Raw genomic sequence first — 25,321 nt, forward strand, 5'->3', positions numbered from 1 at the left:
GCTTTAGCGCGTATACTCCTTCTCCCTTTTGCCGGAGAGAACGACACATGCATGCAGGTATGCCATTACTGAATCACGCGGAGCAGCAGGAAGCGGCGGATCGCATCCATCAACTGATGGAGCAGGGCATGAGCAGCGGTGAGGCCATTGCTCGCGTTGCGCAGGAAATTCGCGAGAAGCATCAGGGTGCTCAGGTTGCGGTATTGTTCGATGACGAAGACGAGCAACATGAGGCCGCACCGGAGGCGTCGCGGGATGACGATGCTGAAGAAGACGAAGACTATTGACGTTATCGGGGCCGCGCAAGCGGCCCCGTGAGTATCAGCCGTTGACCGTCACGGCGGCGGCGGCTTGTTTCGCTTGCTCCACCGCCAGTTCCGTCGTGTTGGCCGTCGCCAGCGCTACGCCCAGACGACGTTGCCCGGCGATCTCCGGTTTGCCGAACAGGCGCAGCTGGTTGTGCCCGCGCAGCGCATTTTCCAGTCCGCTGAAACGCACATCGCTGCTGGTGAGCTGCGGCAGGATCACCGCCGAAGCGGAAGGGCCGAACTGGCGGATGGCGCCAATCGGCAACCCGAGAAACGCGCGAACGTGCAGGGCGAACTCGGACAGATCCTGTGAGATCAACGTAACCATGCCGGTATCGTGCGGCCGCGGAGACACTTCGCTGAAGATCACATCGTCGCCGCAGACGAACAGCTCCACGCCGAACAGGCCGAATCCGCCCAGGGCTTTCACCACCTTCTCCGCAATAGCCTGAGCACGGCTCAACGCCGTGGCTGACATGCGCTGCGGTTGCCAGGATTCGCGATAATCTCCGTCTTCCTGACGATGGCCGATCGGCTCGCAGAAATGTACGCCGTCCACGGCACTGATGGTCAGCAACGTAATTTCAAAATCAAATCTTACCAACCCTTCGACGATCACCCGGCCGCCGCCGGCGCGTCCACCCTGTTGCGCGTAATCCCAGGCGCTTTGCAGCTGCTCAGGCGCGCGGATCAGGCTTTGTCCTTTGCCGGAAGAACTCATCACCGGTTTGACGATGCACGGATAGCCGATGTGCTCGACCGCCTGCCGGAAAGCCGCTTCGCTGTCGGCAAAGCGATAGCTGGAGGTAGGCAGGCCAAGTTCTTCCGCCGCCAGACGGCGGATGCCTTCGCGGTTCATGGTCAGGCGCGTGGCTTCGGCGCAGGGCACCACGCGGTGGCCCTGACGTTCAAGTTCCACCAGCATGGCGGTGGCGATCGCTTCGATTTCGGGAACGATATAGTCCGGCCGCTCTTGTTCGATAACGGCTTTCAACGCGTCACCGTCCAGCATATTGATGACGTGACTGCGGTGCGCCACATGCATGGCGGGGGCGTCGGCATAGCGATCGACGGCGATCACTTCCAGACCGAGGCGCTGGCATTCAATGGCGACTTCTTTACCCAGCTCCCCGGAGCCGAGCAACATAACGCGGGTGGCGGAAGGGCGCAGGGCGGTTCCAATCGTTAACATAGTTTCGTACCTGGATTGGTGAAAGTAAGCGGATTGATGATCGGCGGGCAGTATATACGAAAACGATTGCGTTCACAGCCGCCGCGCCAGGTTTGTTGCTAACTTACTGTTTTTATAACAAGCAGAAATATTTGCCCTGCCTGGGCGATTGTGCGTTAATAAGCGACGGCGAAAGAAGGCCTATATATAGCAAGGTTTTCGCGTCTCGTGCCGTCAAGGCAGGTTTATCAAGTAAAGGAAACACAAATGAGCAAGATCACTGGTCACGTTAAATGGTTCAACGAAAGCAAAGGTTTCGGCTTCATCACGCCTGCCGACGGCTCTAAAGACGTTTTCGTTCATTTTTCCGCTATCGTTAGCGATGGTTTCAAGACTCTGGCTGAAGGCCAGCAGGTTGAATTCTCCATCCAGGACAGCCAACGTGGCCCAGCCGCAGCCAACGTCGTTGCGATTTAACGACTGAGCCGCCAAGAAACCCGCCGCCGGCGGGTTTTTTTATGCCCGCTGTCCGTAACGCCGCCCATCTCTGTTATCATTTACCGCTGATTCGGCGCCAACCTGCGGGCGCGCCGCCATTCCATTCGTCATATAAGAGTTATCGCCGTGAGCACAGTTTCTTTTTCTTCCCTGCCTCTGCCAGCCGAACAGTTGGCCAACCTCAACGAACTGGGGTACGCCAAAATGACGCCGGTGCAGGCCGCCGCGTTGCCCGCTATCCTGCAAGGGCGAGACGTGCGCGCCAAGGCGAAAACCGGCAGCGGCAAAACGGCGGCATTCGGCATTGGCTTGCTGAATAACATCGTCGTTACTCAGGTTGCCACGCAGGCGCTGGTGCTCTGTCCCACCCGCGAGTTGGCCGATCAGGTGAGCAAAGAGCTGCGTCGCCTGGCGCGTTTCACGCAAAACATCAAAATTCTGACGCTGTGCGGTGGCCAACCGATGGGGCCGCAGCTCGACTCGCTGGTGCACGCGCCACACATCGTGGTGGGGACGCCGGGGCGCATTCAGGAGCATCTGCGCAAGAAAACGCTGCTGCTGGACGAGCTGAAGGTGTTGGTGCTGGATGAGGCCGACCGCATGTTGGATATGGGTTTCGCCGACGATATCGACGATGTGATCAGCTACACGCCGCCGCAGCGTCAGACGCTGTTGTTTTCCGCCACTTATCCGGCGGGCATCGAACGCATCAGCGAGCGTGTTCAGCGTCAGCCGCTGAGCGTCGAAGTGGACGATGACGAAGCGCAGACCGCTATCGAACAACGCTTTTATGAGACTACGCGCGAGCAGCGTCCGGCGCTCCTGGTGTCGGCCATTCGCTACCATCAACCCGCGTCCTGCGTGGTGTTCTGCAATACCAAGCGCGATTGTCAGACAGTGCTTGAGGCCCTTGAGGCCCGCGGCATCAGCGCGCTGGCGCTGCATGGCGATCTGGAGCAGCGCGACCGCGATCAGGTGTTGGTGCGCTTCGCCAATCGCAGTTGCCGAGTGTTGGTGGCGACCGACGTCGCCGCTCGCGGGCTGGACATCAAAGAGCTGGAGCTGGTGGTTAACTACGAACTGGCGTTCGATCCCGAAGTGCATGTGCACCGTATCGGCCGCACCGGCCGCGCCGGCATGAGCGGGCTGGCGATCAGCCTGTGCACGCCGCAGGAGATGGCGCGGGCGCATGCGATTGAAGACTACCTGCAGATGACCGTCGATTGGGCGCCGGTGTCCGAGCTGAGCGGGGCGGCCAACGGCTCGCTGGAGGCAGAGATGGTGACGCTGTGCATCGACGGCGGCCGCAAGGCGAAGATCCGTCCCGGCGATATCCTTGGCGCGCTGACCGGCGATGCCGGGCTGACGGCGGCGGAAGTGGGCAAGATCGACATGTTCCCGGTGCATGCCTACGTCGCGATCCGTAAAGCCAGCGCGCGTAAGGCGTTGCAACAGCTGCAACAGGGCAAAATCAAAGGCAAGAGCTGCAAGGTGCGGCTGCTGAAATAAGCCGAAGGCGGGCGGCGGTTTGCCCTCCCGCCATTATCTATTTATACTGTATGTAATTACAGTTATTTGAGTATTTGAGGACGCACGCATGGCGGTTGAAGTTAAATATGTGGTGGTGAGAAACGGTGAGGAAAAAATGACTTTCGCGAGCAAGAAAGAAGCCGACGCCTACGACAAAATGCTGGATCTGGCGGATAACCTCGGAGAGTGGCTGCAACAGGCGCCGCTGAACCTGGACGACGAACAGCGCGAAGGGCTGAGCTTCTTCCTGGCAGAGAATAAAGATGCGCTGGGGCTGATTCTGCGCGGCGCTTCACCGGCGGAAACCCTCAAGAAACCGGCGGAAGCGAAAGCGAAAAAAGCGGCCTCTAACTCAAAAGAGGGATCTGCGTCAGAAAAGCAAGCGGCATAATGACTTATGTTGCGGTGTTGTGATGAAAAAGGATCTAAAATGAGCCGTGAAATAACTTTCTTCAGCCGCTTTGAGCAAGATATTCTGGCCGGGCGCAAAACCATCACCATTCGGGATGCCAGTGAGTCGCACTTCGAACCGGGCGAGGTATTGCGCGTAAGCCGCAATGAAGACGGCGTATTTTTCTGCTTTATCGAAGTGCTGTCGGTAACGCCGGTGCGCCTGGACGCGCTGACTGAACGCCACGCACAGCAGGAGAACATGTCGCTCGGCGAATTGAAGCAGGTGATCAAGGAAATCTATCCGGGCCTGGATGCGCTGTTTGTCATCGAGTTCGTCAAACGGTAAACCCTTTGCCGAAACCCTGTTGTGAGCCAGGGATGGGCGCCCGGATAGCGCTAATCACAACGGGAGGAGATATGAAAAAAACGGGTTTGGCTATCGCCTTGTTGGCCATGATGGGAGCATCGACTGCGGTGTGGGCGCAGGATCACGAGCAGCGCGCCGCCAAGGTGGGGCAGTGTGCGGGTCTGCAGCCGGCGGATATCGCCGCCCAGGTCAAGCGCGACTTCTTGCAGAACCGCATCACGCGCTGGGAATCGGACAAAAAGCTGCTGGGCACCGCAACGCCGATTGCCTGGGTTAGCCCGGATGCCATCAGCGGCAAGGATCAGGTGTGGCAGGTGCCGTTGACGGTGCGTGGCACCAAGGCAGATAAAACCTACAACGTGACGCTTGACTGCAACACCGGCGAGATCGCCTACAGCGCGCCGCAGTAACGCTTTTTTGGCAATAAAAAGCCCGCCTGGCGGCGGGCTTGATGTCCCCAGACGGCGTCAGTCGCTGAACGGTATCACCAACTCACCCGGTTTCACTTCCAATCCCTTCGCCAGTTTTTTCGCCAGCGCTTCGGTTTTGCTGTTGTCAGGATTCAGCACATAAGCCGGCTTTTGGTCGAAGTAAGACTTCAGTGACTGATTCAGATATGGCGTCAGCGCTTTCATCACCGTCTGCATTTTTTCCGGCTGTACGCTGTAATCGGTCAGTTCCATGTCTTTCAGGTAAATGGCGCCCTGTGTGCGGTCGTAAACCGGCTGCGCTTTCAGCGTCAGCTTCAGATCCGCGGTCTGCGGGCCGAGAATCGACGTGATGTTGACCTTGGCGTCGCCGGAAAGGGTGACTTTTCCCGGCTCGCTGCGGCCGATCTGGCTTTGCAGCTGCGTCAGCACGATGTTGGCGTCCACCAGGCCGGGCACGCCGATCTGCTTCTGATAGTCGTTATGTTTCTGCAGGTAATCATTCACTTCCTGCTCGCTCAGGGTGTACTGGGTCAGTTGATTGCAACCGGCCAATACGCCGGCGAACAGCAGGGCGGCTGCGCCCATCAGGATCTTCTTCATTAATGCCTCATTGCGACTGCTGGCGAAAAGTGCTGCAGATAATTGATTAATCATTATAAACGTTCCGCCTGCGCGTGAAAACGGCAGGCGGTGATGTGCAGAGGATAGTGCGCGCAAAAGCGGGCGACACCTATCGGATAACGCCGAAAGCGTCAGCGCCGCAATCGCAGCGCCAGGAGGATCACGCCGGCCAGGCAGGCCGCGGCCCCCAACAGCGGGAACAGCGGAATGCCCCACAACTGCAGTGAGGAGTGCATCAGATAAGGCGCCAGGCCCAGGGCGAAAGCGGCGGTGACAATGGCGATAGCCAGGGTGACGGCGGCGCGTTCCAGCGCTTTGCTCAACTGGCCGAGATTACTGACGTTGATATCGGCATTGAGCTGCCCGCGTTTTAGGCGGCGCACCAACAGCCGCAGGGTTTGCGGCAGTTCTTCCCCGGCGTCGAGCGCTTCCCCGCCCAGGGCCAACAACCGCTGGCGCACGGCGTCAGGGGCATAGCGTTGCAGCACCGTTTGTTGCAGCATCGGTTTGAGCGTGGCGACGATGTCAAAGGCCGGATCCAGCCGGTGCAGCACGCCGTCGGCGGTGATTAAGGCTTTGAACAGCAGCACCAGATCCGGCGGCAGCGCCAGCTGGTGCTCACGCGCCATCACCAACAGGTCAGTGAGGGCTTTGCCGAGCGTCAGGGTGGCGGCGGCCTGTTTGTCGAGAAAGTTTTGCGCCGCCAGCTCCAGGTCCATCAGATCCAGCGGTTCGCTGTCCGACCAGGCGATCAGCGTGTTGACGATGCCTTCGGACTGACGATCGGCGATGGCCTGCAGCAGCAGAAGCAACTGATTGCGCCGCCGCTCAGACAGTTGGCCCACCATGCCGAAGTCGATAAAGCCGACGCGGTCACCGCTCAGCGCCATGACGTTGCCGGGGTGAGGATCGGCGTGATACAACCGATGCTCCAGCACCATGCTCATAAAGGCGCGCGCGCCGCGTTGCGCCAGCAGCGGGCCGTCAAAGCCCGCCGCCGCCAATTGCTGAGGGTTCTCCGGCGCGGTGCCGGGCAAGTACTCCTGCACTAACAGACGTGGAGACGACCATTGCCAATAGATTTTTGGCACGACCACATCGGGTTCATGCGCGAACATCCCGGCGACGCGATCGCAGTTATGCCCTTCGTGAGTTAAATCCAGCTCATGATTGAGCGCCGTCGCCAGCGCTCTGACCATCTGCCGCGGCCGATAGCGTGCCAGCGTGGGGCTCTGCTGCTCCACGGTTTCCGCCAGCGAGGCCAGCAGCCGCAGATCGGCGTGGATGGTTTTCGCCAAACCGGGCCGCAGCACTTTCACCACTACCTGTTCGCCGCTGTGCAAGCGGGCGCGGTAAATTTGCGCCATCGACGCCGCGGCCAGCGGCGTGCGATCGAATTCGGCGAACAGCCGCTCGGGCTCATCGCCCAGGTCGGCAACGATCTGGGGTGCCAGCGTTTTCCATGGCAGCACCGCTGCCTGGCTGTGCAGGCGATCCAGTTCGTCGGTCCAGGCGGGATCCAGAAGATCAGAACGCGTGGCCAGGATCTGGCCGAATTTGACGAAGGTCGGGCCCAGCGCCTCGAGCGCTTCGCGCAGCCGCTCGGGCAGGGTTTGTGCGTCCTGTTGGGCGGATCCAGCGCGGGCGCCGCGCAGCAAAGCCCCCAGGCCCAGCAGACGCAGAACATCTTGCAGGCCGTAACGAATCAGAACGGAGGTAATTTCCTTCAGCCGCGCCCGATCGCGAGCGGTGGCGAGCACCATTTTCAGCATCAGTACGCCCTATCCTTTGGGTTATTCAAACGTTATTGTTCCATGTCCAGCAGCAACGGCACCTCGCAGCGCTGCGCCATGCGGTTGCGGTAGGTTTCCACGTTCTCCGGCAGCGCGACCCCGGCGACGATCGACAACGAGCGCAGCAGCGGGAACAGGTGGATATCGTCCTCGGACAGCTCGCCGTTTACCGCTTCGGCGGAGACGATCAGCGGTGACAGGGTTTGCAGATCGGCCTCCAGCTGGGCGATCAGATCGGCGCTGTTGGCGAGATGCTCGGCGAAATCACCGATTGACGCCTGCTTTTTATCGATAAAATAACGGCGGGCGCTGTCGGTGGCGAACTCTTCGAAATCGGCATGCGCAATACGCGGCAACAGCAATTTTGCGCTGTACCCGCCGACCCGCTGCAGCCACTCGGCAATGGCCGGGTTGGTGCGGCCGGTCAGCACCGGCTTGCCGTCCAGGTGATCGACATAGCGCACGATATCCAGGCTTTCCGGCATCGCTTCGCCGTTGTCTTTGACCAGGATAGGCACCATTTTTTGGCCGATCAGGTTGAACGGAGTCGTCTCATCGTCGTTGAGCAACGTGACCAGACGAATCGGCAGACGTTTCAGGCCAAAAATCATGCGGGCTTTAACGCAGAATGGGCAATGATCGTAAATGAACAGTTTCATGCTTGCTCCGGGTTGTCAGGTTTTAACAGCAATAGTTACCACAGCTTATCGAGGCTGTCTTGACGTGCGTGTGTTGGATGGTGCGTTATTGCGATATTGCCCGCGCACCGGCGCGGGCTAGGGGGCGTTATTTCTTGGCCGGTACCGAGTTGAGCACATCGATCAGGTGAATGCGAGCTTCTTCCAGGTCGATTTTGTCACGTTCGTTGGCGGCGGTGACGACCTGCAGCTGTTTGATAATATCGTTTTTCAGGCCGGCGTCGCTGGCGAGGATATGGGCCAGGGCCTTTTCCACCAGGGTGGAGCGCGCATAAATCATGCGCAAGTTCAGTATCATATGTTCGAGTAGTTGCGGTAATTTTGCTTCTTCACTCATGCCGACGGGCTCCTGTGGGGGTTTTTACTAACAGGATAGCAGCTGTTGCCGATTCGGCCGGATTTCTATGGCGTTAACCGCCGCGCAGCATCATCGATGCACTGCGCCGCGGGCTGAACTGCCAGTACAGCGCCAGCAACGTAGCGAAGCCCACTGCCCCAAGCAGCAACCAAGGTAGCTCCGGCATGTTCATCGTGCGTCCGGTATCGTACATCCAGCCGCCGCCGGTGTAACCTAACGCGCCACCCAGCGCCAGACCAAGGCGGCTAAAGCCCATATAGCTGCCACGCGCACGTGGATCGGCCAGCGAAGCGCTCAGCGTTTCGCGCGCCGGTTCGGCGATGATCGAACCCAGGTAGAAACAGCAGATCAGCGTGAACACGCCTTGCAGGCTGCTGGCGAGGCCGATCGGCAGCAGGCTGAGCGTCATCAGCAGCAGGCCCGCCATCAGGCGTTGTTCAAGCCGAAAATGTTTTTCACCCCAACGCGCCAGCGGATAGAGCAGCGACAACGACAGCGCCGCTTCGATCGCGTACATCCATTTCACCGCCGCCGGTGAGCCGGCGATTTCATTGACCACGATCGGCAGCATCAGCATCACCTGTACCGCCAGCATATAGTAGCCGGTCAGCGTCAGGACATAGGTGAGGAAGCGGCGATCGCGCACGACCCGCAGCATGCCTTCTTTCATCGGCACGCGCACGGTGGAGATGCGGTAAGCCGGCAGTAGCCAGGCGTTCCAGCCGGCGGCCAGCACGAAGATCGCCGCCCCGACCCAGCAGACAAAGTGGAAATCGTACTGCAGCAGCCAACTGCCGATCAGCGCGCCGACGACCGCACCGGCGCTGTCCTGCATCATCAGCAGCGAGAAAAAGCGGCCGCGTTCGTGCGGGCGGGTCAGCTTGATCACCAAAGCGGTGCGCGGCGGATCGAATAACGTGCCGCCGAGGGCGGACAGTGCGCAAGAGAACCACAGGATCCAGGGGGCATCGGCCATCGCCATGGTGGCGAAACCGGCGGCGCGCAGCAACATGCCGGTGACGATCATCGGCTTGGCGCCGAAGCGATCGGCGATGGCGCCGCCAAAGATGCCGAGCCCTTGTTGCAACAGCTGACGCAAACCCAGCGCGATGCCGACGATCAACGCCGCCCATCCCAATTGATCGACGAAGCGGATCGAAATAAGCGGGAACACGACAAAGAAGCCTAAAACTACCAGCAGGTTGTCGAGCAACAGAAAATATTTACCCAAGCTGCGCGCTTGCGATACCAGAGACATGCTTCACCATGAGCAATTAAGATAGAGGGGGAAGGCAACCCCACCATTCTCTACCCAATTGCCGGACGGCGACAGGTGCGGAGTAGATAATATTTTTTTATCGTCAAGGTGTTACCTGTGCTGCAAAATGGGCGGAAAAACGCCGTAAAACGCGTATTCGGCGATTTACTGAGCGACCGAGGTTTTACCTCGGGGGCGGGCTACGGTTATATTGAATGCAGGGAAGTGCGGTTCTGAAGCGCTATTGGCAAAATAAAATCATGCCATCAGATCGGCATCGGATGATTATCCACGCGGCTTCCCAATAAATACTTCTTATCGAACCGTTTTGACTGCGGGGGAAATGATGTTCGGCTACCGCTCTGCATCGCCAAAAGTACGCCTTACTACCGACCGGATGGTGGTCCGTTTAGTGCATGAACGGGATGCCTATCGTCTGGCGGATTATTATGCCGAGAACCGAGCCTTTCTCAAACCCTGGGAGCCGGTACGCGACGAAAGCCATTGTTATCCTTCCGGCTGGCAGGCGCGTCTGGGCATGATCGCTGAAATGCAAAAGCAGGGCAGCGCCTACTATTTTATCCTGCTCGATCCAGAAGAGCAGGAAGTGCGCGGCGTGGCGAACTTCAGCAACGTGCTGCGCGGTTCGTTTCACGCCTGTTTCCTCGGTTATTCGCTGGGGGAGAAATGGCAGGGACAGGGGCTGATGTTCGAAGCCTTGCAGTCCGCCATCCGCTATATGCTGCGCCAACAGCGCATGCACCGCATCATGGCCAACTATATGCCGCACAACCAGCGCAGCGGCGCATTGCTGACGCGTCTGGGATTCGAACGCGAAGGTTACGCCAAGGATTACCTGCTGATCGACGGCCAGTGGCAAGACCACGTTTTGACGGCATACACCAATAAAGAGTGGCTACCCCCACGTTGAGGCCAAACGATGAAATATGAATTGAACGCCAAAGAGGCTCGGGTTATCGGCTGCCTGTTGGAAAAACAGGTGACGACGCCGGACCAATACCCGCTTTCGCTTAACGCTATTACGCTGGCATGCAACCAAAAGACCAACCGTGAACCGGTGATGGATCTGAGCGAAAGCGAGGTGCAGCAGCTGCTCGATCTGTTGCTGCGCAAACATTTCCTGCGCACCCTCAGCGGATTCGGCAACCGGGTAGTGAAGTACGAGCAGCGGTTTTGCAATTCCGAATTTGGCCAGCTGAAACTTTCGCCCGCCGAACTGGCGGTGATTGCCACCTTACTGCTGCGCGGCGCGCAAACGCCCGGCGAGCTGCGCACCCGTACCAATCGGATGCACGAGTTCAGTGATGTCAGCGAGGTCGAACAGGTGTTGCAACAGCTGGCCACGCGAGAAGATGGCCCGTTCGTGGTGCGCCTGGCGCGTGAGCCGGGCAAGCGCGAAAGCCGATTCATGCATCTGTTCAGCGGCCAGATTGATGAAGCGCCGCCGGCGGCGTTCGAATCCGAGGACGACGGCGAACTGAGCGCCAGGGTTAGCGCATTGGAAAGCGAAGTGGCGGAACTGAAACGGCAGTTGCAACACCTGTTGGTGAGGGATGCGAATGACTAAATTGCGTGTAGGCGTGGTGGGATTGGGCAGTATCGCGCAGAAGGCTTACCTGCCAATCCTCGGCCAGGCGGCGGATTGGTCGCTGGTGGGCGGTTTTTCGCCCAATCAGCAAAAAGCGCAGCCGCTGTGCGATAGCTACCGCATGGCCTGTTTCTCCCGGCTGGACAGCCTGGCCGAACAGTGCGACGCGGTCTTTGTTCACAGCAGCACCGCCAGCCATTTTTCGGTAATAGGCGAGCTGCTGAACCGCAGCGTACACGTTTACGTCGATAAACCGCTGGCGGAGACGCTGGAGCAGGGCGAGCAGTTGCTTGAGCTGGCCGAGCGGCGAGGCAAAACGCTGATGGTGGGGTTCAACCGGCGTTTCGCGCCGCTTTACCGGCAGCTCAAGCAGCAAATGAACCAGCCGGCCTCCATTCGCATGGATAAACATCGGGCGGACAGCGTCGGCCCGCACGATCTGCGTTTTACCCTGTTGGATGATTACCTGCACGTGGTGGACACGGCGCTGTGGCTGGCGGGCGGCGGCGAGCAACTGCTGAGCGGCAGCGTGCGCACCAACGCCGCAGGCGAAATGCTGTACGCCGAGCATCACTTCGCCTGCGGCGATACGCAGGTGACGACCAGCATGCATCGCCGCGGCGGCAGCCAGCGCGAAAGCGTGCAGGCGGTGACAGACGGCGCGCTGTATCAGTTGACCGATATGCGCCACTGGCTGCGTGAAGATGCGCAGGGCGAGTTGGAACAACCGGTGCCTGGCTGGCAAAGCACGCTGGTGCAACGCGGCTTCGACGGTGCGGTGCGGCATTTCCTTGATGCCGTCGCCAATCAGAGCGCGCCGGAAACCGGCGGCGAACAGGCGCTGCTTGCCCAGCGGGTGGTCGAGCGTTTGCTGCGGGATAACTCTATGTAACATCTGGCGGTAGCTATTCTTTTCCGGATGCGTAAACTGAGCCGATTGTTTCACTGACGCCTGCTGTTGCAGGCGTTGATATTTACGGTACCTATCAGACAACCACATGAACCTACTCAAATCCTTGGCTGCCGTCAGCTCGATGACGATGTTTTCGCGGGTGTTGGGCTTTGCCCGCGATGCGATCGTCGCGCGGGTGTTCGGGGCCGGCATGGCAACGGACGCCTTCTTCGTGGCGTTCAAACTCCCGAATCTGTTACGCCGTATCTTTGCCGAAGGGGCATTTTCGCAGGCCTTCGTGCCGATCCTGGCCGAATACAAAAGCCAGCAGGGCGACGAGGCGACACGCACTTTTATCGCCTATGTCTCCGGGCTGCTGACGCTGGTGCTGGCGGTGGTGACGGTGCTGGGGATGTTGGCCGCGCCCTGGGTTATCTATCTCACCGCGCCGGGCTTTACCGATACGCCCGACAAGTTTGCCCTGACGTCGGCGCTGCTGCGCATCACATTTCCCTATATTCTGTTGATCTCGCTGGCGTCGCTGGTGGGGGCGATCCTCAATACCTGGAACCGCTTCTCGATCCCGGCCTTTGCGCCAACGCTGCTTAACGTCAGCATGATTGGCTTCGCGCTGTTCGCCGCGCCGTATTTCCACCCGCCGGTGCTGGCGCTGGCGTGGGCGGTGGTAGTGGGCGGCGTGCTGCAACTGGGTTACCAGCTGCCGCACTTGCGCAAGATCGGCATGCTGGTGCTGCCGCGCATCAAATTGGGCGATGCCGGAGTCTGGCGGGTAATGCGTCAGATGGGGCCGGCGATCCTTGGGGTGTCGGTCAGCCAAATCTCGCTGATCATCAATACTATCTTCGCATCGTTCCTGGTATCCGGCTCGGTGTCCTGGATGTACTACGCCGACCGCCTGATGGAATTTCCTTCCGGCGTGTTGGGCGTGGCATTGGGCACCATCCTGCTGCCGTCGCTGGCCAAAAGCTTCTCGAGCGGCAACCACGATGAGTATTCGCGCCTGATGGATTGGGGGCTGCGCCTGTGCTTCCTGCTGGCGCTGCCGAGCGCCATCGCGCTGGGCATTTTGGCCAAACCGTTGACCGTCTCGCTGTTCCAGTACGGCAAGTTCAGCGCCTTTGACGCGGCGATGACGCAACGCGCGCTGGTGGCTTACTCGGTGGGGCTGATGGGGCTGATCGTGGTTAAAGTGCTGGCGCCGGGCTTCTATTCGCGGCAGGACATCAAAACGCCGGTCAAGATCGCTATCATCACGCTGATCATGACGCAGGTGATGAACCTGGCGTTTATTGGTCCGCTGAAGCATGCCGGCCTGGCGTTGTCGATCGGCTTGGCGGCTTGCCTGAACGCCTCGCTGCTGTATTGGCAGCTGCGCAAGCAGAAGATCTTCCAGCCACAGCCGGGTTGGGCGCTGTTCCTCACTAAGCTGGTGATCGCCGTGCTGGCGATGTCGGCGGTGCTGATTGGCGTGATGTGGCTGATGCCGGCCTGGGATCAGGGCAATATGCTGGAACGTTTGCTGCGTTTGGCGGCGGTGGTGGTGGCCGGTGTGATGGCCTACTTTGGCGTGCTGGCCGGGTTGGGCTTCCGCCCGCGTGATTTTGCGCGCCGCGTCGCCTGAGCCGAATGCAAGAACAAAAAAGGTCGCCTTGGCGACCTTTTTACTTTCCGCGCGGTGCGGCTTACATACGTTCGACGGTTTCGATACCCAGCGTATCCAGGCCGGTTTTCAGCGTTTTAGCGGTCAGCAGCGCCAGCTTCAGGCGGCTCTGACGGGTTTCTTCGCTGTCGGCGTTCAGGATCTGGCAGTGCTCGTAGAAGCCGGAGAACAAGCCGGCCAGATCATACAGGTAGCTGCACATGACGTGAGGCGTGCCTTCACGTGCGACGGTGGTGAGCACCTCTTCGAACTGCAGCAGGCGGGTAGCCAGCGCAATTTCACGCTCTTCGGTCAGCGTCAGCGGCAGTGTCAGGCTGCTTTCGTCGATCCCGGCGCGCTTGAATACCGATGCCACACGGGTATAGGCGTATTGCATATAAGGCGCGGTATTGCCCTCGAAGGCCAGCATGTTGTCCCAGTCGAAGACATAGTCGGTGGTGCGGCTTTTCGACAGATCGGCGTATTTCACCGCGCCGATGCCGACCACGTGGGCCACGGTCTTCATTTCGTCTTGCGGCATGTCCGGGTTTTTGCCGGCGATCAGCTGTTCGGCGCGTTCGATGGCTTCATCCAGCAGATCGGAGAGCTTCACCGTGCCGCCCGAGCGGGTTTTGAACGGCTTGCCGTCTTTGCCCAGCATCATGCCGAACATGTGGTGTTCCAGCGAGACGGACTCCGGCACATAACCGGCCTTGCGCACGATGGTCCAGGCCTGCATCAGGTGCTGATGCTGACGGGAGTCGATGTAATACAGAACGCGGTTGGCGCCCAGAGTTTCGTAGCGATACTTGGCGCAGGCGATATCGGTGGTGGTGTAGAGGTAGCCGCCATCCTTTTTCTGGATGATGACGCCCATCGGGTCGCCGTCCTTGTTCTGGTATTCGTCGAGGAACACCACGGTGGCGCCTTCGCTTTCCACCGCCAGCCCTTTGGCTTTCAGATCGGCGACGATGCCCGGCAGCATCGCGTTATACAGGCTTTCGCCCATCACGTCGTCTTCGGTCAGCGTGACGTTCAGGCGGTTATAGGTCAGCTGGTTTTGCGCCATGGTGATGTCGACCAGCTTGCGCCACATTTTCAGGCAGTACTGATCGCCGCCCTGCAGCTTCACGACGTAAGCGCGCGCACGCTCGGCGAACTCGGCGTCTTCGTCGTAGTGTTTTTTTGCTTCGCGATAGAACTGTTCCAAATCGGACAGGCCCATATCGCTGGCGTTTTCGTTCTGCATTTTTTCCAGGTAGGCAATCAACATGCCGAACTGAGTGCCCCAGTCACCGACATGGTTGGCGCGAATCACTTTATGGCCCAAAAACTCCTGGGTACGCGCCGCGGCGTCGCCGATGATGGTGGAGCGCAGGTGGCCGACGTGCATCTCTTTCGCCACGTTCGGTGCGGAGTAGTCGATAACGATGGTTTGGGGCTCAACCGGCGCAATGCCCAGCTTCGGTGCGTTCAGCACCTGATCGGCCTGGCGGGCGACCCAATCGCTGTTCAGGAAAATGTTGATAAAGCCGGGACCGGCGATTTCCACTTTACCGGCGACGTCGCCGAGATCCAGCAGTTGCACCACTTTTTCCGCCAGCTGACGGGGCGGCATGCCCAGCTTTTTGGCGACTGACATCACGCCGTTGGCCTGGTAATCACCAAACTGCGCCTTGGCGGAAGGGCGGACCTGCGCTTCGCAATCGGCTGGCGCGCCAGCGGCGATCAGCGCCTGGCTGACTTTATCTGAAAGAAGAACCTGAATATTCACCGGGTTACCTTAATGACGAACGAGGGGCTGAAGCCAGCCCCTGCGGGATTCAACGGTGGCGGGCGCGATGTGCGACCGCCACAAAACAGCCTGTAATTGTAACCGATCTGACGGAGCCCGTCAGCAGTTGGCGCGGCCGCTGCGATGAAACAGTTGTCGAGGGCGGCGCGTTGATTGCCGGAAGGTGAAAGCAGAATGATTTGAACAGAATGTACGAAGGGGAGAGTTGCGAAGCTAGCGCTTTTTATTGCGGCGACCGGCATCCAGCGTGTTGGCGCTGCGTGATTTGAAATGACGGTAGATGGCGTATACGGCGATAATTATCAACACCAAGGATATCGTCAGCAATAACATAATGATCATCTCGAATTTAAATTTCCTCCAAAGTAGCTGAGTTGTCTTGGTGAATCAATTGCCCGGGGGTAAATTAAGATAATCCTTAGTTTCACATCAATTAGTGGGGTTTATTGTCTTCTTTTACAATGGGTTGTGCTTATGGTTTTATGTGGTTTCGATAAGTGGATCAGGTTTGATTAAACCAGACTATTCAATCGGGTTGCCCAATGGACTGCAGAGAGTTTTGTGCAAAATAACTTAAATCATAGCGTCATGAAGAAAAGGTATAATGGCTTGCGAAAAATCTTATTTTTTATTTTTCTGTTGCTTTAATAAGCTGTCATCTTAATAAGGGACTGGTTTTTTTATTCTCCCCGTCCGCAACCAAAAATCATTCTGAACTGCCGCCGAAAAACGTCGTAACGGTGGCGAGCACTGCCGCCACCGTGTAAATTACCGCGTTTAACTTTGCGCTCCGTTGTTTTGAGGTTTCTATGACCACTCCCTTGCAGGCCATTGCCGAGCTTGACGATCTGAAGCTCGATTTGCCGCGTTTCGAGCAGGCGCTGCATCAATTTGCCGCCAAATTGCGGCTTGATCTGGCCGCGTTCACCGCCGATCACATCTCCCTGCGCTGTCACCAGAATGCCACCGCCGAACGTTGGCGCCAGGGGCTGATGCAGTGCGGGACACTGCTATCCGAATCGATGATCAACGGGCGGCCTATCTGTCTGTTCGATTTGTCTCAGCCGCTGGCCGTAGGGCCGTGGCGGATAGACTGCATCGAGCTGCCGTATCCTGGGGAGAAACGCTATCCGCACGAAGGCTGGGAACACGTCGAATTAGTGCTCAGTGGCGATCCTCAGACGCTGTACGCTCGGGCGTTGAGCCACCTTGCCGATGAGGCATTGTTGGCGCCGGGGATCAAGCTGAAGCAAAGCTCGCCAAAAGGCGAGGGCGAGCGGCTACCGAACCCGACGCTGGCCATCACCGACGGAACGGTCACGATCAAGTTTCATCCGTATTCCATTCGAGACATCGTCGCCAGCGAACAAGGTTAGCCAGGCAGCGCCGCACAGGCTCGCGCCATGCGATCGAGCGCTTCATCGAGCAGGGCCCATCGGCAACCAAAGTTAAGCCGTACAAAGCGCCGATCGCCGAAGTCCAAGCCGGCGCTTAACCCAACGCCCGCACGTTCGAAGAACTGATGCGGGTTATCTACCGGCAGCGCGCTGCAGTCTATCCAGGCCAGGTAGGTGGCCTCGACGGGCAGCAACGTCAATCCCGGCATGGCGTTGATACGCTTTGTCAGCCGATCGCGATTGGCGCGCAGATAAATCAACTGCTCATCCAGCCAGGGTTGTCCGTATTGATAAGCCGCCTGCGCCGCCACCAGCGCCAACAGATTGACCTCCGGCACGATGCCGCTGCGCGCGCGTTTCAGCTTTTGTCGCAATGCTTCGTTGGGAACGATCGCCATTGAGGCGCCGAGCCCGGCGAGATTAAACGTCTTTGACGGTGACATCAGCGTCACGCTGCGTTGGGCCGCGTCTTCATTCAGGGTGGCGAAGGGGATATGCCGCGCGCCGGGCTCAAGCAGCAGTTCGCAGTGGATTTCATCCGAACAGACGATTAAATCGTGTTCGCGAGCGAACTGATGGTGCTGCAACAACTCCTCTCGGCGATACACGGTGCCACCGGGGTTCTGCGGGTTGCACAGCAACAGGAGTTTTTCGTTGCCGTTGAGCTGATCATGCGTCGAGGAAAAATCCAGTCCCCAACGTTGGTTGACCGCTGTTAGCGATACCGGAAGGTGTTTACGCCCGGCGAATTTGGCCGCTTTGCGAAACGGCGGATAAATGAGCGAGGGGGCCAGCGTGCTCTGATGTTCTTCGGTGCAGGCCCGCACGCACAGGTTCAGGCCACACACCAGGCCAGGCAGGAAAATGATCCATTCAGGCTTGATGTGCCAATCGTAGCGCTCTACCATGCGGCGGATAAAAACCTCAATAAGATCAGGGGATGGGTGGGTGTAGCCGAATACGCCGTGTGCTACGCGGCGCTGCAAGGCTTCGATCACCGCCGGCGGTGAGGTGAAATCGCTGTCGGCGACCCACAGCGGGATGATGTCGCTGCCGCGATATTTATCCCACTTAACGCTGTCACTGTGACTGCGGTCTACCCATTGATCAAAATTGAATGCCATAGTGATAACCCTGAGCCGGTTTATGCCTATGCATGAGCCTACGTGAGAAATGAAGAAATGAACAATTGCCGCCGTATGTTGGCCGTTATCTGGGGGTGACAATGATAAAACTGGAAGTTTGTTGCTTTAGCGTCGACTGTGCGCTGACGGCCGAACGGGCGGGCGCCGATCGCATCGAGTTGTGCGCCAGCCAGAGCGAAGGGGGATTGACGCCGAGCTATGGCACGCTGCGTCTGGCGCGTGAGCGGGTTGCGATCCCGGTGCATCCGATCGTTCGCCCGCGCGGTGGCGATTTCTGCTACGGCGCGGTGGATTTCGAAGTGATCAAACAAGATATCCGCCAAATTCGCGAGATGGGGTTCCCCGGCGTGGTGGTTGGCATGCTGGACGACGAAGGGCACATCGATCTGCCGCGCATGCGCGAAGTGATGAGGCTGTGCGAAGGCATGGCGGTGACGTTCCATCGCGCGTTCGATATGTGCCAGAATCCGATGGTGGCGCTGGAGCAACTGACCGAGCTGGGTGTGGCGCGCATTCTGACCTCCGGCCAGCAGCAGAGCGCCGAACTTGGCCTGCCGTTGCTGCGCGATTTGCGCCAGGCCAGCCAAGGCCCGGTGATCATGGCGGGTGCCGGCGTGCGCCTCAGCAATCTGCATAAGTTTGTCGATATCGGCCTGCATGAACTGCACAGCTCTTCCGGCCATCTGGTGCCGTCGACCATGCGTTATCGCAAGGCGGGCGTCACCATGTGTTCCGATAACGAATTTGACGAATTTAGCCATTATTGCGTGGATGGCGAAATGGTGGAGGCGATGAAAAACGCGCTGGCCTTGGTTGATCCTCTGGCGCAAAGCGCATAAACACGCAGTTAGCCGCGTTTGACAACCGGTTTCCGGGCCGTAAGACCCCTTTGCGTGTCACTGAGCCCTCGGCGATCACGCAAGTACCAGGCCCCGGCGTTTTGCCGGGGCTTTTTTTATGCCGCGAGAGACTATTGCAACGTGTCAGGCGAGAAGTCGAAGATTTCACCCGGGCTAATGCCGCAGGCTAAAATGCGCACCGTATTATTGCCACTGCCGGGATTGACCAAGATATCGTGGATAGTGCGATTGTTGTTCATGACAAAACGCGCGTAGTAAAGGTTGCCGATGCGTATCCAGGGAATAGCCTGATTGCTCTCGACAGTGTCGGTATAGTTATCGTTGAACGAGCGGGCCCAAATGCCAGTCGAAGCTTGCGCGGTAGATTGATCGCCGATAGAGGATGCGATGGCCCAGAATGTCCTCGGTCCCATGCTCCGATGAATACGTTGACCCAAACCTTTGTAGGCCGGGTTGTCGCCAGTGGCTGTCAGAAGATTGCTGTCTACCGTCAGTTTCCCGTCGATAAACCAGCCTGTAGGCTGATTATCAGCACCGATGGCGATCAGATTGCTGTTCGTCAAATAATTTAGCGGGGCCTCATGCAGCTGATAACTGCGCTGTGCAATGCTCAGTGTGCCTCTGAGAATGTTGTAACCCGCTTCATTGTTCAGACTGCCGTTTGTCCACATTGGCATAACGGTGTTGCTGAATGAGAGTTGATACCCAGCGTTAGCTTCGAAGCGAATAGCCTGGGGCGACAGTGTGCCCTTGGGCCCATTGGCGGTAGCGAAGTTAACATTACTGATTTGAACTGGGGTGATATTAGATTGGCTGGTGGATTTTCTTAATACCAGGAATCCCCCAACGGCATCACCATAATCATTGATGTAGGAACCGTTGGCGATTTGAATATTGGCGGAGGAATCTGAGTCGATATCGATGCCGGTACCATTTCTGTCTGCCATGAAATTGCTTAGGCTGAGACCGCCTAAATAGGAAGTTCCTTGTGTTGTGGTTTTGATAAAGATCTTTTTGCCATAAGAGAATACATTCACCATAAACGTATTGTCGTGGCGATCGAAATTGAAAGCACAAGAACCGGCTACGGCGATAGAGGCAGTAACCGCGTTTTCTGTCGGACGCACGACATTGGCATTGACGTGAACATTGGTAAATCTGTTGATGTCCCTGCTTTCATAAACCCTGTAGTCGCAGCGGACTGCCCAACCGTAGATATTCTCAAAGTTGTTGGCTTCTCCTCGAGCTTCAACAAAGTCATAGGCGCCTACATAACGGCAGTTGGCGACTGACAGAGCGCCACCTGCCGTAATGGTGGCACCGTATTGAACGAATGCCTCCGGCTGGGTGGCAGTATATTTTTGATCCGGGTAGAGGAACGACCAACCATCAAAGACAACATTCTTATCGCAGGCGAAACAAACCGTACCCGCGGGTTTCTTGATAATGAAAGCACTGTCGTCCGCAAGGCCTGCCCGATTAGGACCATTGCTTGTGAGGCTTGCAGGGCCTTGAGCAATACCGCGACGGGAGCCTCTCACAGTGACGCCGCTAGCGACGTTGATAGGCTGAGCACTGGTCAGCAGATATTGAGCATTTTCCGAAGCATAGACCACTTTGTTTTTTAAACTCGCGGCATAGTTTAATGTCGCGCTGATTGCTGCATCCGAGGCGGAGGCACCACTGGGATCGGCGCCGAAGTGATCGAAACTAAGTTTCTGCTCCAGTCGTTTCCAGCGGGCTCCTCCCGATGTAACCACCACGGTGCCGTTATTGTCCGCACTGGTTGTATCCGTTTTCGCATAATAGAATTCTCCGCCGCCGGCGAAACGTCCGGCGGAGTGAGAAACTAAAAAGACAATCTGGTCATCTGTAACTGGCGTCAGATTACGCAATTCACTGATATTATTTACACTAATCATATTGCTCATGGTATTTCTCCTGTTGGTTGGCAACATGATTGTCAATCAGACGGGACGATTGAAACAGTCGATAAGGTTTGTAGGACGCTGATACAGCGTAAAGTCAGGCCCCGGCGTTTTGCCGGGGCTTTTTTTATGTTTTGTAAAGACCATTTGCCCGTTTCAACGCGGTATCTCGGTCGACCAACCCCCCATATCTTCTTGCGATCGTCATGTCCTGCTGATAAGTTTGTGAGTTAAAATCCTTTAAATATCATAATATTAAATGATTTTTTTGTATGTATTGATGCGGTGAATTATTGGCGACATGCCTCTCAACGCTGCGTCTGCGTTTTCATGTCCGAACACAGCCTGGTTGATGGCCGGAACATCACAGCACCAATGAGGAGAGCCGTCGGCGCAGCCACAGAGCACGTCGACGGCGGACTTTACAAGGAGATAACGATAATGACCCGAACGGCACACTGTTTGACCGCTGCGCTTTTGCTGACGTTGGCCCTGACCGGCTGCCAGACCGCCAAGCGGCCTGTTTCTACATTGAGTAAGCCGCCCAGCGCAGAAGAAGTTGCGGAGCAAGATAAGCGGCAGCGTGAGGCCGAGCGCATGCAACAGTGCCAGCGCGAACTGGATGCCATGCGCGGCATGGATAACGAGAAATATCAGAAATTCAAACGCGAGTTCGATACCTTGATGAGCGGCGCCGCGCAGTATGCCGGGGTACGTCAGCGGGTCAATACGGGCACGCAGGAAACCGTCGACGCGCTGTATCGTTATCGCACCAGCCGTCTCTGCGCAGACATCAGTTCTGCCATGATGACCGGCCTGGCTGAGCGCGGAGAACGCGCCCAATGACCCCTCGTGCAAGAAAGGCATTACTGAGCCTGATGATACCGCTGGCGTTTGCGCCAGCGGTGGCCGCGGCGGATGACGATGTGCCGGCGTTATTGCAGTTTGCCGAGCGTTATCAGCGGCAGGATGCACCGGCGGCTGATACCGTGGTTACCCCATCTCGGGAAACCCAAAAGCCGGCGTCCCGGCCGATTCAGATTCGTGAAACGGCTGCGCAGAGAAAGCAACTGACGCAGCTGCAAAAGGCGCTGCGTGAGAAAGAGACTCGATTGGAACAACAGCAAGCCGCTATTCAATCACTGCAGCAGGAGCTGACCGCGCTGCGCGTTGCGTCATCCCTGACGGCTGCCGATAAACCGGCACCTGCTCCCGATCTGAGCGCGTTGAGCGACTTCGCCAGCGGCGTGCGACAGGCGCTGAATCTGACGCCGCAGGAACGCAAGGCTCAGGCGCAGATCGCCGAAGCGCAAGCCGCGTTAGCGCGGCAAAAGCAACAAACCGCGGAGCGAGATCGGCGCATTGCCTTGCTGGAACAACGGCTGGCGGCCTTGCCTAAACCAGCGGAAAACGTTCGGCAGCAGGTTTGGGAGGAGAAGCTGACGGCGGCGCAAACCGCCAACGATAAAGCGCGTCAGCGTTATGAACAGGACAAAAAAGCGGCCGCTGCTGAGCTGGAACGACAGAAGGCCGAAGCCGCCAAGTTGACGGGGGAACTGCAGCGGCAGCTGGCACAACTGCAGAAAGAACAGGGTGTCCAACGACAACAGGAGGGGCAACAAGAGAAAAGCCTGAAGACAGCGCTGGCGCAGCAACAGGCCGAAGCCGCCAAGTTGACGGGGGAACTGCAGCGGCAGCTGGCACAACTGCAGAAAGAACAGGATCTCCAACGCCAACAGGCCGAAAAACAGGAGAAAAACCTGAAGATGGCGCTGGAGCAGCAAAAGACCGAGACCGCCAAAGCGACGGGGGAACTTCAGCAGCAACTGGCAGCGCTGCAAAAAGAGCGTGATGACCAACGCCAGCAGGCCGAGCAGCAAGAGAACAGCCTGAAGGCGGCGCTGGCAAAGCAGGCGATAGAAGCCGCCAAAGCGACGGAGGAACTGCAGCGGCAGTTGGCGCAACTGCAGGAAAAAAACAAAACGCAAACCGAGCAGGCCAAAACGCTGGAACAACGTCTGGCGGCGGTGACGGCGGAAAGCGCGCAGGCAGCGCAGAAGAGGGATGAAGCGACGCAACGGGCGGATAAAACGGCGGCGGAGCTGGCTGCCGCCCATCAGGCTCAGCAAGCTTTGCAAGACGAACTGAGCGGGCTGAGATCGCGGGCCAAATGGTTGCCGGAGGTGAAAACGCTGAAGAAAAAGCCGGAACAACAGAGCTATGCTGCCGGCGTCGCCCTGGGGCGCGATATCCAAACGATGCTGGCGGAGCGTAAAAATTGGGGCATCACACCCGATAAAACCGTGCTGCTGGCCGGCGTGATCGATACCTTCAACGGCCATTACCAGTTGAGCGATGCGCAGCTGACCCGCGCATTGGCGGAGTCGGAAAAAGCGGTGAACGACGCCAGAAGCCAGGCGGCGAAGAGGCAAACCAGCAAAGGCGAAGCGTTCGTTGCCGAGTTCAAAAAGAAGAAGGGCACGCAGAAGTCGCCAGCCGGCTTCTGGTATCGCATCGATTATGCGGGTGATGAAACCATTGCGGAAAACGCGCGGGTGGATATCGTGGTGAAAGAGAGCTTAACCGACGGCAGCGTGATCCAGGATATGGATCGCAGTGGAAAGGTGATGTCTCAGCCGCTTTCCGCCTATCCGCCGTTGTTCCGCGAGGCGATCGGCCATCTGAAAAATCACGGTTCGCTGACGATGGTGGTGCCTCCGGAGTTGGCGTACGGTGAAACGGGCTATGCGCCGCAGATCCCGCCGAACGCGACGATGGTGTATGAGCTGCGGATTGTCGATGCCGGCAACGGGTAAGTTGAGGCCGGCGCAGGCCGGCCCGATTAGCAAGCGCTAGGGCTTTTTGGCGGTCAATACGGCGCGCAGCGGCGCAGGATAGCCTTCAACCGTTTTGCTGCGGTCGTTCGGGTCGAGGAATTCAGCCAGCGACTCGCTGGTCATCCAGTCTGTACGGCGCTGTTCTTCGAGGCTGGTGACGCACATATCGGCGATTTTCACGTCGACGAAGCCGCATTTCTCCAGCCAGCATTTCAGCGCTTCGGCGGAAGGAATGAAATACACGTTGCGCATCTGCGCATAACGGTCGCCCGGCACCAGCACCTGGTGGCGATCGCCTTCCACCACCAGCGTTTCCAGCACCAGTTCGCCTTCAGCTACCAGCTGATTTTTCAACTGATACAGATGATCGAGCGGCGAGCGGCGGTGATACAGCACCCCCATCGAGAACACGGTGTCGAATGCCGCCAGTTCCGGCAACTGCTCGATGCCGAGCGGCAGCAGGTGGGCGCGCTGATCGCCGCCCAATAGCTTGCGCACCGCTTCGAACTGGCACAGGAACAGCTGCATCGGATCGATGCCTACGGCAAAGTGTGCGCCGGCGCCGATCATGCGCCACAGGTGATAACCGCTACCGCAGCCGACGTCGAGAATGGTGCGTCCGGCCAACGGGGAGATGTGCGGCAGCACGCGATCCCACTTCCAGTCGGAATGCCATTCGGTATCGATATCGATGCCATACAGCGAGAACGGCCCTTTACGCCACGGCATCAGGGTGCGCAGCATTTTCTCGACGCCTTCACGCTGGCCCGGTGACAGGCCAGGCTCCATCTCAGCGCGCACGCCGTGCAGCAGATCGAGACGGGTGGGGGTCAGCGTCGGCAAATGCTCCACCGAGTTGAACCACTGCTTGAATTTGCCGTGCAGCGATTCGCGTTGCCAGGCGCTCAGCTGCGCGGGCAGCGTATCCAGCCAGTGGCTGAGGGGGCTCTTGGCAATGCGCTGATAGAAATCACCGAATTCGATCATTGCGCATCCCCCGCTTTCAGGGCGATCAGCGAACCGAAGTTGAAGCACTGGAACCACACTTCAGCATGCTCGAATCCGGCCTGTTGCAGACGCGCCTTGTGCGCCTCCACCGAATCGGTCAGCATCACGTTTTCCAGCATGCTGCGTTTTTGGCTGATCTCCAGCTCGCTGTATCCGTTGGCGCGTTTGAAATCGTGGTGCATGTTGAACAGCAGCTCGCCGACTTCGGCGTCTTCAAAGCTGAACTTCTCCGACAGCACCAGCGCGCCGCCTGGGCGCAGGCCACGATAGATTTTCTCCAGCAGGCGCAGGCGATCGGCCGGCTCGAGGAACTGCAGCGTAAAGTTCAGTACCACCATTGAGGCGTCTTCGATGTCGATGTCGCGAATGTCGGCTTCGATGACATCAACCGGCGTGTCAGCGCGGAAGGCGTCAATATGGCGGCGGCAACGTTCTACCATCGCCGGCGAATTGTCGACGGCGATGATATTGCAGCCGGGCACCTTGATATTCCGCCGCATTGACAGCGTCGCCGCGCCCAGCGAGCAGCCCAGGTCATACACCCGGCTGTCGGGTTGCACAAAACGTTCGGCCAGCATGCCGATCATCGAGATGATGTTGGAATAGCCGGGAACGGAGCGTTGGATCATGTCGGGGAATACTTCGGCGACGCGTTCGTCGAAGGTCCAGTCGCCCAGTTTGGCGATGGGGGCGGAGAAAAGAGTATCGCGGTTTGGCATAGCGGCAAATCAGTTCAGAATTCGAAGCTGCGTAGTCTAACAGAA

The 25,321-nt window shown here is 58.1% G+C and carries 25 protein-coding genes; 14 read left to right on the forward strand and 11 right to left on the reverse strand.

Annotation, left to right across the window (positions count from 1 at the left end; translation table 11 throughout):
• Positions 1-47 precede the first annotated feature (47 nt).
• Complete coding sequence (locus tag ACJ8OK_RS03825) at positions 48-287, forward strand: YoaH family protein (RefSeq protein ID WP_015378151.1); 240 nt, start codon at positions 48-50, stop codon at positions 285-287.
• Positions 288-321: 34 nt separating this feature from the next.
• Here ACJ8OK_RS03825 and purT read toward each other — a convergent pair whose 3' ends face one another.
• Positions 322-1,500, reverse strand: a complete 1,179-nt coding sequence (gene purT, locus ACJ8OK_RS03830; protein WP_004927575.1) for a formate-dependent phosphoribosylglycinamide formyltransferase — start codon at positions 1,498-1,500, stop codon at positions 322-324.
• Between the two features lie 246 nt (positions 1,501-1,746).
• Here purT and cspE point away from each other — a divergent pair, with 246 nt between their 5' ends.
• The 5 genes from cspE to yebF all read left to right on the forward strand — a co-directional run bounded on the left by cspE (position 1,747) and on the right by yebF (position 4,677).
• On the forward strand, positions 1,747-1,956 hold the full coding sequence (gene cspE, locus ACJ8OK_RS03835) for a transcription antiterminator/RNA stability regulator CspE (protein WP_004927572.1): 210 nt from the start codon (positions 1,747-1,749) through the stop codon (positions 1,954-1,956).
• A gap of 147 nt (positions 1,957-2,103) precedes the next feature.
• Positions 2,104-3,486 carry an ATP-dependent RNA helicase DbpA gene (gene dbpA / locus ACJ8OK_RS03840; protein ID WP_031299688.1) on the forward strand — a complete coding sequence of 461 codons (1,383 nt, stop codon included), beginning with the start codon at positions 2,104-2,106 and terminating at the stop codon, positions 3,484-3,486.
• An 88-nt stretch (positions 3,487-3,574) separates the two neighbouring features.
• The gene (locus tag ACJ8OK_RS03845; protein ID WP_004927565.1) at positions 3,575-3,898 is read left to right on the forward strand and encodes a YebG family protein; all 324 of its coding nucleotides are present in this window, start codon (positions 3,575-3,577) and stop codon (positions 3,896-3,898) included.
• Positions 3,899-3,937: 39 nt separating this feature from the next.
• Entirely contained in the window at positions 3,938-4,246 is a 309-nt protein-coding gene (yqfB, locus tag ACJ8OK_RS03850; RefSeq protein WP_004927562.1) for a N(4)-acetylcytidine aminohydrolase, read from the forward strand.
• Positions 4,247-4,317: 71 nt separating this feature from the next.
• The gene (yebF, locus tag ACJ8OK_RS03855) at positions 4,318-4,677 is read left to right on the forward strand and encodes a protein YebF (RefSeq protein ID WP_082996706.1); all 360 of its coding nucleotides are present in this window, start codon (positions 4,318-4,320) and stop codon (positions 4,675-4,677) included.
• Positions 4,678-4,734: 57 nt separating this feature from the next.
• Here the strand turns inward: yebF and ACJ8OK_RS03860 are convergent, their stop codons facing one another.
• From ACJ8OK_RS03860 to mdtH, 5 genes are all read right to left on the reverse strand, one after another.
• Positions 4,735-5,298: a lipoprotein gene (locus ACJ8OK_RS03860; protein WP_202669625.1), complete on the reverse strand. Its 564-nt coding sequence runs from the start codon at positions 5,296-5,298 to the stop codon at positions 4,735-4,737.
• Between the two features lie 152 nt (positions 5,299-5,450).
• Positions 5,451-7,091: an ABC1 kinase family protein gene (locus ACJ8OK_RS03865; RefSeq protein ID WP_085058703.1), complete on the reverse strand. Its 1,641-nt coding sequence runs from the start codon at positions 7,089-7,091 to the stop codon at positions 5,451-5,453.
• Between the two features lie 32 nt (positions 7,092-7,123).
• Entirely contained in the window at positions 7,124-7,771 is a 648-nt protein-coding gene (gene grxB / locus ACJ8OK_RS03870) for a glutaredoxin 2 (RefSeq protein WP_085336664.1), read from the reverse strand.
• A 127-nt stretch (positions 7,772-7,898) separates the two neighbouring features.
• On the reverse strand, positions 7,899-8,147 hold the full coding sequence (locus tag ACJ8OK_RS03875) for a hypothetical protein (RefSeq protein WP_004929632.1): 249 nt from the start codon (positions 8,145-8,147) through the stop codon (positions 7,899-7,901).
• 73 nt (positions 8,148-8,220) lie between these two features.
• Entirely contained in the window at positions 8,221-9,426 is a 1,206-nt protein-coding gene (mdtH, locus tag ACJ8OK_RS03880) for a multidrug efflux MFS transporter MdtH (RefSeq protein ID WP_033632833.1), read from the reverse strand.
• A 346-nt stretch (positions 9,427-9,772) separates the two neighbouring features.
• Between mdtH and rimJ the strand changes: the two genes are divergently transcribed.
• The 4 genes from rimJ to murJ all read left to right on the forward strand — a co-directional run bounded on the left by rimJ (position 9,773) and on the right by murJ (position 13,569).
• Positions 9,773-10,357, forward strand: coding sequence for a ribosomal protein S5-alanine N-acetyltransferase (gene rimJ, locus ACJ8OK_RS03885; RefSeq protein WP_004929636.1), 585 nt, complete (start codon positions 9,773-9,775; stop codon positions 10,355-10,357).
• 9 nt (positions 10,358-10,366) lie between these two features.
• On the forward strand, positions 10,367-11,014 hold the full coding sequence (locus ACJ8OK_RS03890) for a YceH family protein (protein ID WP_033632834.1): 648 nt from the start codon (positions 10,367-10,369) through the stop codon (positions 11,012-11,014).
• Entirely contained in the window at positions 11,007-11,927 is a 921-nt protein-coding gene (locus ACJ8OK_RS03895; RefSeq protein ID WP_135638280.1) for a Gfo/Idh/MocA family protein, read from the forward strand. Before ACJ8OK_RS03890 ends, ACJ8OK_RS03895 begins: the two co-directional genes overlap by 8 nt.
• A gap of 106 nt (positions 11,928-12,033) precedes the next feature.
• Positions 12,034-13,569 carry a murein biosynthesis integral membrane protein MurJ gene (gene murJ / locus ACJ8OK_RS03900; protein WP_048323863.1) on the forward strand — a complete coding sequence of 512 codons (1,536 nt, stop codon included), beginning with the start codon at positions 12,034-12,036 and terminating at the stop codon, positions 13,567-13,569.
• Between the two features lie 61 nt (positions 13,570-13,630).
• Here the strand turns inward: murJ and argS are convergent, their stop codons facing one another.
• Entirely contained in the window at positions 13,631-15,361 is a 1,731-nt protein-coding gene (argS, locus tag ACJ8OK_RS03905) for an arginine--tRNA ligase (protein ID WP_076740755.1), read from the reverse strand.
• An 830-nt stretch (positions 15,362-16,191) separates the two neighbouring features.
• Here argS and ACJ8OK_RS03910 point away from each other — a divergent pair.
• Positions 16,192-16,758, forward strand: a complete 567-nt coding sequence (locus ACJ8OK_RS03910) for a VOC family protein (RefSeq protein WP_004929646.1) — start codon at positions 16,192-16,194, stop codon at positions 16,756-16,758.
• Here ACJ8OK_RS03910 and ACJ8OK_RS03915 read toward each other — a convergent pair.
• Positions 16,755-17,903 (reverse strand): MalY/PatB family protein, encoded by a 1,149-nt coding sequence (locus ACJ8OK_RS03915; protein WP_060559765.1) that lies wholly within the window; start codon positions 17,901-17,903, stop codon positions 16,755-16,757. The two genes, ACJ8OK_RS03910 and ACJ8OK_RS03915, sit on opposite strands and share 4 nt — an antisense overlap.
• A gap of 101 nt (positions 17,904-18,004) precedes the next feature.
• Here ACJ8OK_RS03915 and cutC point away from each other — a divergent pair, with 101 nt between their 5' ends.
• On the forward strand, positions 18,005-18,763 hold the full coding sequence (cutC, locus tag ACJ8OK_RS03920) for a copper homeostasis protein CutC (protein ID WP_015378138.1): 759 nt from the start codon (positions 18,005-18,007) through the stop codon (positions 18,761-18,763).
• 131 nt (positions 18,764-18,894) lie between these two features.
• Here the strand turns inward: cutC and ACJ8OK_RS03925 are convergent, their stop codons facing one another.
• Entirely contained in the window at positions 18,895-20,715 is a 1,821-nt protein-coding gene (locus ACJ8OK_RS03925; protein WP_033632839.1) for a hypothetical protein, read from the reverse strand.
• Between the two features lie 438 nt (positions 20,716-21,153).
• Here ACJ8OK_RS03925 and ACJ8OK_RS03930 point away from each other — a divergent pair, with 438 nt between their 5' ends.
• Together ACJ8OK_RS03930 and ACJ8OK_RS03935 are read left to right on the forward strand one after the other, a co-directional pair.
• Positions 21,154-21,558, forward strand: coding sequence for a hypothetical protein (locus tag ACJ8OK_RS03930; protein ID WP_033632840.1), 405 nt, complete (start codon positions 21,154-21,156; stop codon positions 21,556-21,558).
• On the forward strand, positions 21,555-23,528 hold the full coding sequence (locus ACJ8OK_RS03935) for an FKBP-type peptidyl-prolyl cis-trans isomerase N-terminal domain-containing protein (protein WP_442530397.1): 1,974 nt from the start codon (positions 21,555-21,557) through the stop codon (positions 23,526-23,528). The genes ACJ8OK_RS03930 and ACJ8OK_RS03935 overlap by 4 nt, the downstream gene beginning before the upstream one ends.
• 36 nt (positions 23,529-23,564) lie before the next feature.
• On the opposite strand, the gene cmoB is transcribed toward ACJ8OK_RS03935, so the two are convergent.
• Together cmoB and cmoA are read right to left on the reverse strand one after the other, a co-directional pair.
• Positions 23,565-24,536, reverse strand: coding sequence for a tRNA 5-methoxyuridine(34)/uridine 5-oxyacetic acid(34) synthase CmoB (gene cmoB, locus ACJ8OK_RS03940; protein WP_015378134.1), 972 nt, complete (start codon positions 24,534-24,536; stop codon positions 23,565-23,567).
• Positions 24,533-25,276, reverse strand: coding sequence for a carboxy-S-adenosyl-L-methionine synthase CmoA (cmoA, locus tag ACJ8OK_RS03945; RefSeq protein WP_033632842.1), 744 nt, complete (start codon positions 25,274-25,276; stop codon positions 24,533-24,535). Before cmoA ends, cmoB begins: the two co-directional genes overlap by 4 nt.
• Positions 25,277-25,321: the final 45 nt, after the last annotated feature.

It is taken from the genome of Serratia sp. CY71090 (assembly GCF_052166845.1).
Classification (GTDB): Bacteria; Pseudomonadota; Gammaproteobacteria; order Enterobacterales; family Enterobacteriaceae; genus Serratia; species Serratia nematodiphila.

Coding starts and splice junctions, on each gene's coding strand:
- ACJ8OK_RS03825 (WP_015378151.1), top strand. CDS start 48: ATGCATGCAGGTATGCCATTACTGAATCACGCGGAGCAGCAGGAAGCG.
- purT (WP_004927575.1), bottom strand. CDS start 1,500: ATGTTAACGATTGGAACCGCCCTGCGCCCTTCCGCCACCCGCGTTATG.
- cspE (WP_004927572.1), top strand. CDS start 1,747: ATGAGCAAGATCACTGGTCACGTTAAATGGTTCAACGAAAGCAAAGGT.
- ACJ8OK_RS03845 (WP_004927565.1), top strand. CDS start 3,575: ATGGCGGTTGAAGTTAAATATGTGGTGGTGAGAAACGGTGAGGAAAAA.
- yqfB (WP_004927562.1), top strand. CDS start 3,938: ATGAGCCGTGAAATAACTTTCTTCAGCCGCTTTGAGCAAGATATTCTG.
- yebF (WP_082996706.1), top strand. CDS start 4,318: ATGAAAAAAACGGGTTTGGCTATCGCCTTGTTGGCCATGATGGGAGCA.
- ACJ8OK_RS03860 (WP_202669625.1), bottom strand. CDS start 5,298: ATGAAGAAGATCCTGATGGGCGCAGCCGCCCTGCTGTTCGCCGGCGTA.
- ACJ8OK_RS03865 (WP_085058703.1), bottom strand. CDS start 7,091: ATGCTGAAAATGGTGCTCGCCACCGCTCGCGATCGGGCGCGGCTGAAG.
- grxB (WP_085336664.1), bottom strand. CDS start 7,771: ATGAAACTGTTCATTTACGATCATTGCCCATTCTGCGTTAAAGCCCGC.
- ACJ8OK_RS03875 (WP_004929632.1), bottom strand. CDS start 8,147: ATGAGTGAAGAAGCAAAATTACCGCAACTACTCGAACATATGATACTG.
- mdtH (WP_033632833.1), bottom strand. CDS start 9,426: ATGTCTCTGGTATCGCAAGCGCGCAGCTTGGGTAAATATTTTCTGTTG.
- rimJ (WP_004929636.1), top strand. CDS start 9,773: ATGTTCGGCTACCGCTCTGCATCGCCAAAAGTACGCCTTACTACCGAC.
- ACJ8OK_RS03890 (WP_033632834.1), top strand. CDS start 10,367: ATGAAATATGAATTGAACGCCAAAGAGGCTCGGGTTATCGGCTGCCTG.
- ACJ8OK_RS03895 (WP_135638280.1), top strand. CDS start 11,007: ATGACTAAATTGCGTGTAGGCGTGGTGGGATTGGGCAGTATCGCGCAG.
- murJ (WP_048323863.1), top strand. CDS start 12,034: ATGAACCTACTCAAATCCTTGGCTGCCGTCAGCTCGATGACGATGTTT.
- ACJ8OK_RS03910 (WP_004929646.1), top strand. CDS start 16,192: ATGACCACTCCCTTGCAGGCCATTGCCGAGCTTGACGATCTGAAGCTC.
- ACJ8OK_RS03915 (WP_060559765.1), bottom strand. CDS start 17,903: ATGGCATTCAATTTTGATCAATGGGTAGACCGCAGTCACAGTGACAGC.
- cutC (WP_015378138.1), top strand. CDS start 18,005: ATGATAAAACTGGAAGTTTGTTGCTTTAGCGTCGACTGTGCGCTGACG.
- ACJ8OK_RS03925 (WP_033632839.1), bottom strand. CDS start 20,715: ATGAGCAATATGATTAGTGTAAATAATATCAGTGAATTGCGTAATCTG.
- ACJ8OK_RS03930 (WP_033632840.1), top strand. CDS start 21,154: ATGACCCGAACGGCACACTGTTTGACCGCTGCGCTTTTGCTGACGTTG.
- ACJ8OK_RS03935 (WP_442530397.1), top strand. CDS start 21,555: ATGACCCCTCGTGCAAGAAAGGCATTACTGAGCCTGATGATACCGCTG.
- cmoB (WP_015378134.1), bottom strand. CDS start 24,536: ATGATCGAATTCGGTGATTTCTATCAGCGCATTGCCAAGAGCCCCCTC.
- cmoA (WP_033632842.1), bottom strand. CDS start 25,276: ATGCCAAACCGCGATACTCTTTTCTCCGCCCCCATCGCCAAACTGGGC.